Source organism: Pseudokineococcus marinus, assembly GCF_013004605.1.
GTDB lineage: Bacteria > Actinomycetota > Actinomycetes > Actinomycetales > Quadrisphaeraceae > Pseudokineococcus > Pseudokineococcus marinus.
Map to the genome: position 1 here is coordinate 1 of NZ_JABEMA010000169.1, position 6,771 is coordinate 6,771.

General features: G+C 78.6%; 5 protein-coding genes. 4 read left to right on the forward strand and 1 reads right to left on the reverse strand.

What is annotated here, in order from left to right; all coding sequences use genetic code 11:
• Positions 1-1,103: dihydroxyacetone kinase subunit DhaK (locus HLB09_RS11005; RefSeq protein ID WP_171203419.1), on the reverse strand; the 1,103-nt coding region annotated here is incomplete at its 3' end.
• 348 nt (positions 1,104-1,451) lie between these two features.
• On the opposite strand from HLB09_RS11005, the gene HLB09_RS11010 reads away from it, so the two are divergent.
• From HLB09_RS11010 to HLB09_RS11025, 4 genes are all read left to right on the forward strand, one after another.
• Complete coding sequence (locus HLB09_RS11010) at positions 1,452-2,798, forward strand: acetamidase/formamidase family protein (RefSeq protein ID WP_322790139.1); 1,347 nt, start codon at positions 1,452-1,454, stop codon at positions 2,796-2,798.
• Positions 2,799-2,933: 135 nt separating this feature from the next.
• On the forward strand, positions 2,934-4,820 hold the full coding sequence (locus tag HLB09_RS11015; protein WP_171203420.1) for a PQQ-binding-like beta-propeller repeat protein: 1,887 nt from the start codon (positions 2,934-2,936) through the stop codon (positions 4,818-4,820).
• 198 nt (positions 4,821-5,018) lie between these two features.
• Complete coding sequence (locus HLB09_RS11020; protein ID WP_171203421.1) at positions 5,019-5,438, forward strand: hypothetical protein; 420 nt, start codon at positions 5,019-5,021, stop codon at positions 5,436-5,438.
• Between the two features lie 117 nt (positions 5,439-5,555).
• Positions 5,556-6,771 (forward strand): MFS transporter (locus HLB09_RS11025; RefSeq protein ID WP_171203422.1); only part of this gene is annotated, 1,216 nt, incomplete at its 3' end.

Consider the following 6,771-nt stretch of genomic DNA (forward strand, 5'->3'; position numbering starts at 1 on the left):
CCGTCCACCGGCGCCGCGGCCGCCGGGGGCTCACCACCGGCGCCCGACCACGGCGCGGGCACGACCTCGGGCCCGCCGGGGCCGCCGCCCGAGAGCGCCGCCGAGGACGACGGCGCCCGCCACAGGTCGAGCCAGCCCTCCTCGAGCGCCGTCAGCGTCACCGAGAAGCCGTGCATGTCGAGGGCCGCCACGTAGGTGCCGACGAGCGCGCCGGCGACGGCGACCCCACGCCGGTCGAGCGCCTCGGTCACCTCCTCCATCACCGCGTAGAGCTCGAGCTGCGTCGTCGCGCCGAGGCCGTTGACGACGACGAGCACGCCGTCGCCGGCCGCGCCGGACGCCTCGCCGGGCTCCGCCGGCAGGGCGGCCAGGACCTGCCCGACGAGCTGCTCGACGAGCTCGGGCAGGGGCGGGCGCGCGACGGTGCGCTCCGCGCGCTCGCCGTGGATGCCGACGCCGAGCTCGAGCTCGTGGGGGCCCAGCGCGAAGGCGGGCTCGCCCGTCGCCGGGTCGGTCTGCGCCCGGGACGCGACCGCGAGGCTGCGGCTCGCCGCGACGACGCGGGTGCCGAGGTCCACCAGGGCGTCGACGTCGGCCCCGGCGTCCGCCGCCGCGCCGAGCAGCTTCTCGACGACGACGGTGGCCGCGGTGCCCCGGCGTCCGGCGGCGTTGTCGGCGGAGTCGGTGGCGACGTCGTCGTCCACGAGCACCTCGCCGACGCGGACCCCCTCGAGGCGCAGGCGCTCCGCGGCGATGCGGAAGTTGATGACGTCGCCCGTGTAGTTCTTCACGACGAGCACGACGCCGTCCGGCCCCGCCGCCGCCCGGCCGGCCTCGAGGACCTGCCGGTTGTGCGGGGAGGTGAAGACCATGCCGGGCGCGGCGCCGTCGAGCAGGCCGGGGCCGAGGAGGCCGACGTGCAGCGGCTCGTGGCCGGCGCCGCCGCCCGAGACGAGGCCGGTGCGCCGGCCGGCGTGCCGGGTGCGGGCCAGCAGGTGCAGCGGCTCGGGCCGCAGGGCCACGAGGTCGGCGTGGGTCCGCGCGAAGCCGGCGGCGGCGCGGGCGACGGGCTCGTGCTCGGGGTGGGCGAACGGGGCGGCCACGGCTCCTCCTCCGCGCGCGGCGTCGGCACCGCGCGGCGGGGCGATCCTCCGCGCCGCGACCGCGACGGGGCAACCCGCCCTCCGGGGGTGACCGGGCGACGGCTCGTCCCGCTGAGAGCCACCCCGAGGGCGAACCGGCGACGACTCGCCCTCCGGAGGGCCACCCCGAGGGCGAACCGGCGACGACTCGCCCTCCGGAGGGCCACCACGAGGGCGAACCGGCGACGACTCGCCCTGGAGGGGTGCGGCGTCGTCACGCGCCGGCAACGCGGGGACACGCCGGGGCAACACGGGCGCAGGAGCGTGCACCCGCCGTCCCGCCCAGGGTCGGCGGACGAGGAGGACGACGTGGACGACATCACGACCCAGCGGCGTGACGGGGCCGTCCTGCTGACCGACGGGCCGGCGATCGGCCCGACGCCGGAGCAGGCGGCGCAGGTGCTCGCGCGCGGCCTCGGTCGGCGGGGCTTCGTCCGCGCCGCGGCGGGGATGGGCGCTGCGGCCGCCGCGGTGGTCGGCGGGTCGGCAGCGCCGGCGCTCGCCGCCCCGGGCGGCGCCGCGGGCGGGCCGGTCCAGGTGCTGCAGCCGCTGCGGCGGCCCCCGGCCCGGGAGACCTACGTGCCGTGCGACCCGGCCACCGCGCTGTGGGGGCGGCTGCCCACGCGGAGCACCGACCCGGTGGCGCGGGTGACGTCGGGGACGGTCCTCACCATGGACACCGTGTCCCACGAGGGCGTCCTGGAGGACCAGGGCAAGGACCCGCTCGGCTACTTCACCTCCTTCGGGGTGAGCCCGGACGCCGTGCTGCAGGACGCGATCGGCGTCGCCGCGCGCACCCCGCACGACGGCCCGGGGCCGCACGTCGTCACGGGCCCGGTGCACGTGCGGGGCGCCCGGCCCGGTGACGTCCTGAAGGTCGACGTCCTCGAGCTCACCCCGCGCGTGCCCTACGGCGTCATCTCCAACCGCCACGGCAAGGGGGCGCTGCCCGGGGAGTACCCGGAGGCGTGGCGCGGCGACCCCTCGCTCGCCGAGTGGTTCAACCAGGGCGGCAACGTCAGCGTCTTCACCGAGGTCCAGAGCCGGCAGGGCCGCCTCGTCGGCGCCATGCCCGGCCCCGTGCCGGCGCGGTTCCCGCTGCGGCCCTTCCTCGGCATGATGGGCGTGGCCCGCGACACGACGGCCCTGGTCGACTCGGTGCCGCCCACGGACGCCGGCGGCAACATCGACGTGGCGGACGTCGGCGTCGGCGCCACCCTCTACCTGCCGGTGCGCGTGCCGGGGGCCCTCTTCTTCGTCGGGGACCCGCACATGGCGCAGGGCGACGGCGAGGTGGCGCTCACGGCGATGGAGGGCTCGCTGCGCGCCCGGCTCCGCCTGTCCGTCGTCCGCCCGGGCGACGGCGCCCCCCGCATCACCGCGGAGCAGCCCTTCGCGGAGACGCCCGAGCACTGGATCCCCATCGGCCTGTCCGACCAGGACGGCCCCGAGGGCGGCGGCAACGGCACGGACCTCGACGTCGCCGTGCGGCAGGCCGTGCGCCACGCCCTGGCCTTCCTCACCGAGGAGCTGGGGATGCCGGGCCCCGTGGCCTACACCTACCTGTCGGCGGCCACGGACTTCGCCGTCTCGCAGGTCGTCGACCGCACGACGGGCGTCCACGCGCTCATCCGGAAGGCCGACTTCGGCCGCTGAGGCGCGCGACCGAGGAGCTGCAGGCGGCGAGCACCGCGAGCCCCCGGCACGGGCGCCGCACCCGGTCGTGGGCCCGTCCGAGGGAGGCGTCCCCGTCCGCCGTCGCCGACGGCGGCCCTGAGGGAGGATCCGGCCGTGGTGCAGCCAGGAGACGCAGCGGGACGGCCCGGCCCCGCCCCGGCGACCGGGGTGGACCGGGACCGCGGGGCCCGGCACGGGACCGCGGCGCCGGGGGCGCCGACCCGGTGGCCGCACCACGTCCGGGCCCACCTGCGCGGCGTCGCAGCCGCCGCGCTGCTGCTGGGCGGGACGGCGGCGGTGGTCCTGGCGCTCACGACGGCTCGGGGTCCGGGACCGCAGACGCTGCCGTGGCTGGTGCCGGTGCTGATGGTCGTGGCGGTCCTGGTGGTGGTCGTCGCCACGCTCCGGGAGCGACGGCTGACGCACCTGCTCCCGCCGCGGGGCTCGCTCCTCGCCGCTGCCGCCCTGCTCCTGGCGGACGCCGCTCTGGTCACCGCAGGCCTCGTCCTCGACCTCGTCGGTGGGCTCGTCGACCGGGACGTCCCGCTGCTGGCCGCGGGGCTGGTGGCCGTCGGTGTCGGGACGGCGCTGGTGGGGCTGGCGCTGCCGCGGCACCGCAGATCACGGCCTGCGCCCGAGCCGGCGACCCGACCGACCTCGCCGCGGCTGGCCCCCGTCGCCGCGGCGCTGGGAGGCGCCCTGGTGGTCGTGCTCGTCTCCGTCGGGCTCGGCCTCGCGCTGGAGGTGGCACCCGTGCGGTCCACGACCGCTGACGGCCCCGAGGAGGCGGTGCTGCCCGCTGAGCCCGTCGCCCCGACCGAGGTCGCGTGGGCGCGGGACGTCCACGACGACGTCGCCGAGATCTTCGACCGCCGGTACGGGGAGCTGGAGGTCGTCGCAGCCGGCCGCGGGGTGGCGTACCGGACGGAGCGGGGCGTGGTGGCCCTCGACGGCGCCACGGGCGAGGAGCGCTGGCGCTACGAGCTCGCCGGTGCGCGGACCGTCCAGCTCACGGCGTCCCCGGGTGGCGAGCACGTCGTCGTGGTGCACGAGTCGGGCACCCGCGGCAGCGACGGCGGCAGCCGTCTCGTCGCGCTCGACGGCACCACGGGGGAGGTCGCGGGCAGCATCCGCGGCGGTGGCTCCTCGGGCTACTCCGGGCAGTACCAGCTGCCGCTGACGAGCACCCACCTCGTGACCGGCGTCGACGACGAGACGGGAGAGGTGAGCACCTGGGCCCTCGACGGGTCCGACGAGCGGACCCTCGCCGCCGCCGCGCAGGGGTGCGAGCTGCGCGGCTCGGCCGCCACGTCGCCGGCCGTGGTCGTGCTGCTCCTGTGCGGCGCCGTCGAACGGGGCGAGCAGGAGCTGGACGTCCGGGTGGCCGCTCTGGCCCCCGGCACCGGTGAGGAGCTCTGGCGCTGGGACCGGACGCTGCGGGCGACGACCGACGTGGACGCCGACCCGGGCGCGGTCCCCCGTCTCCTCGCCCGGGACGCCTTCCGGGTCGCCGCCTCGCCCGACGGGTCCGCGGTGCGCGTCGAGGTGCGCGACGAGCTGGGCGACGGCCTCGTCGACCTGGTCCTGGCGGCCGAGGACGGCCGCGTCGTGCTCGACGACGCGGGACCCCGGCCCCTGTCGGTGGTGGAGGGCTTCACGGCGGACGCGACGTGGGGTCGTCTGCTCGAGGACGGCGGGGAGTCCGCGGGGTACGGGCGGCAGAGCGCTGACCGCCTGCAGCGGGTGGCCGACAGCGTCCTCTGCGGCCGCCCGCAGGTCGACGGGGGCGACGCCCTCCTCGGCGCCTGCTTCGTCGACGACGACTACGAGGACCCGGTCATCGACGTCCAGGTGGCTCCGTGGGACGGCGGGACGCCGCGCCTGCTCCGGCTCGAGGAGCCGTCCGCGACCGACAGGCGCCCCTTCCCGACCGTGCGGGTGCTGCCGGGCGTCGTCGTCGTGAACGGCGGCGCCTCGGCCACTCTCTTCGGGCTCCGGTGACGGGAGGCGACGCCGACCGGCCCGGGGTGGGCGGAGGGTCCGCCCGACCCGGCGGACGACCCCCCGGTCCCCTGACCACCGCACCGCTGAGCGGTGGCACGGCCGGGGTGGCGCGGCGGGTGGCGGTCCGGCCCCGGGGGTGCTGGTGTGGCCCCGACGGGCTGCAGAGCAGCGGCCCCCGCTCCCGGGAGGCCCCCCGTGACCACCACCGCCCGCTCGTCCCGCTCGTCCGGGACGCGCCGCTCCACCGGCTCCTCCGCGGCGCTGCGCGCCCTGCAGGTCACCGCCGCCCTCAGCGTCCTCGCCGTGGTCTGGCAGTTCGTCACCGCGGGCAGCCTCGTCCAGGACCCCTCGTGGCTGGGGCTGCACGGCGGCGGCGCGATCGTCCTCCACGTCACCTCCGGCCTGGCGGCGCTGGCGGCGCTGTGGTGGTGGCGCACCGGCGCGTCGTTGCGCCTGGCCGTCCTCGCCGTCGTCACCTTCGCCGTCACGTTCCTGCAGGCGTGGAGCGGCGACCACGCCCCGCTGTCCGTGCACGTGCCGCTCTCGCTCACCGTCGTCGCCACGACGACCTGGCTCCTCGTCGCCGCGGTCGCCGCCGGGCGCCGCCGGGCCTGACGACCCGCCTGACCGGTCGGCGCCGGACCCGGGCCGTCGCCGGGCGGGCGAGGACGGCCGATGGACGCCGGAGGGGCGGGTGTGGCGCCCCGCGGCCACCCGGGAGAGGGTGCCGTCGTGCGACGGACCGGGACGAGGCGGGAGCGCCCCGTCCCCGTCGCCACGGGGGCCGGGGTGCTGGTCCTCTACGGGCCCCTCAGCGGGCTCTCCTACATCCCGGTCTCGGTGGGCCTCGGGGAGCAGGTCGGGCTCACCGGCTCGCAGGTCGGACTCACCGTCGGGGCGCACGCCCTCGCCGCCGCGGTGGGCACCCTGCTGCTCGGCCCGCTGCTCGACGTCGTCCCCGTCCGCCGGGTCCTGCCCGCGGCGGTCGTCGTCAACGGTCTGGCCTCGCTGGCCCTGTGCCTGGCCCCCGCCTACGGCCTGCTCCTCGCCGGGCGGCTCGTCACGGGGGCCGCGAGCGCCGCCGTGACCCTGTGCGCCTACGTCGTCGTCAGCGACGCCGCCCGCGACGACGACGTCCGCCGCGACCGGACCCTCTCGCTCCTGCAGGGCTTCATGAGCGTGGGGGCGGCGAGCGCACTCGCGCTCGGGGCCGCGGCCGCCGCGGCCGGCCGGCCTCGGTGGGTCTTCGTCGTCCTGGCCGCCTACAGCCTGGGGATGCTCGTCGTGGCGCTGAGGCCGGCGCGGGGCCGCCCGGTGGCTGAGGTGGGCCCGGCGGGCGGCCCCGCTCGCGCCGCGGTGCCGGCCGTCGACCCGGTGGCGGCGCCGGTGCCGGCCGTCGCCGCCCTGCGGACGGGCCTCGCACGGACGGCGCGCGAGGTCGGCGGGCTCGTGCGCCAGCGGCGCGTGCTCGCGCTCATGGCCGGCTCGCTCGTGCTGGGGCTCGTCATCTCCGGCTCGCACTTCGGCGTCAGCCTGCTCCTCGAGGGCCGCCCGGGCGGGGTGCCGGCGCTCGAGCGCGTCGTCCTGTCCGTCCTCATCCCCGTCGGCGTCTTCACCGGTGCGGCGGTCAACCGGCAGCTGCTGCGCCGGCGCACGCGCGAGGCCCTCTACCGGGGGCTGTACCTCGTGCTGCCGCTGCCCGTGCTCGCGTACGCGGCGGCCACGGCGTACGCGGGGAGCCTCGCGCAGGCGGCCTGCCTGGTCCTCGTGGGCGTGCTGCTCGGCGCGATGATGCCGCTGTCCACCGCCCTGGGCATCGGCTGGTTCCCCGACCTGCGCGGCAGCGCCACCGCCGCCGAGGGGACGGCCCGGGGCGCCGGCGCGACGCTCGGCCCCGTCGCCGTCGGGGCCGCGGCGGTGGCGTGGTCGGACCCGGGCGCGGCGCTCG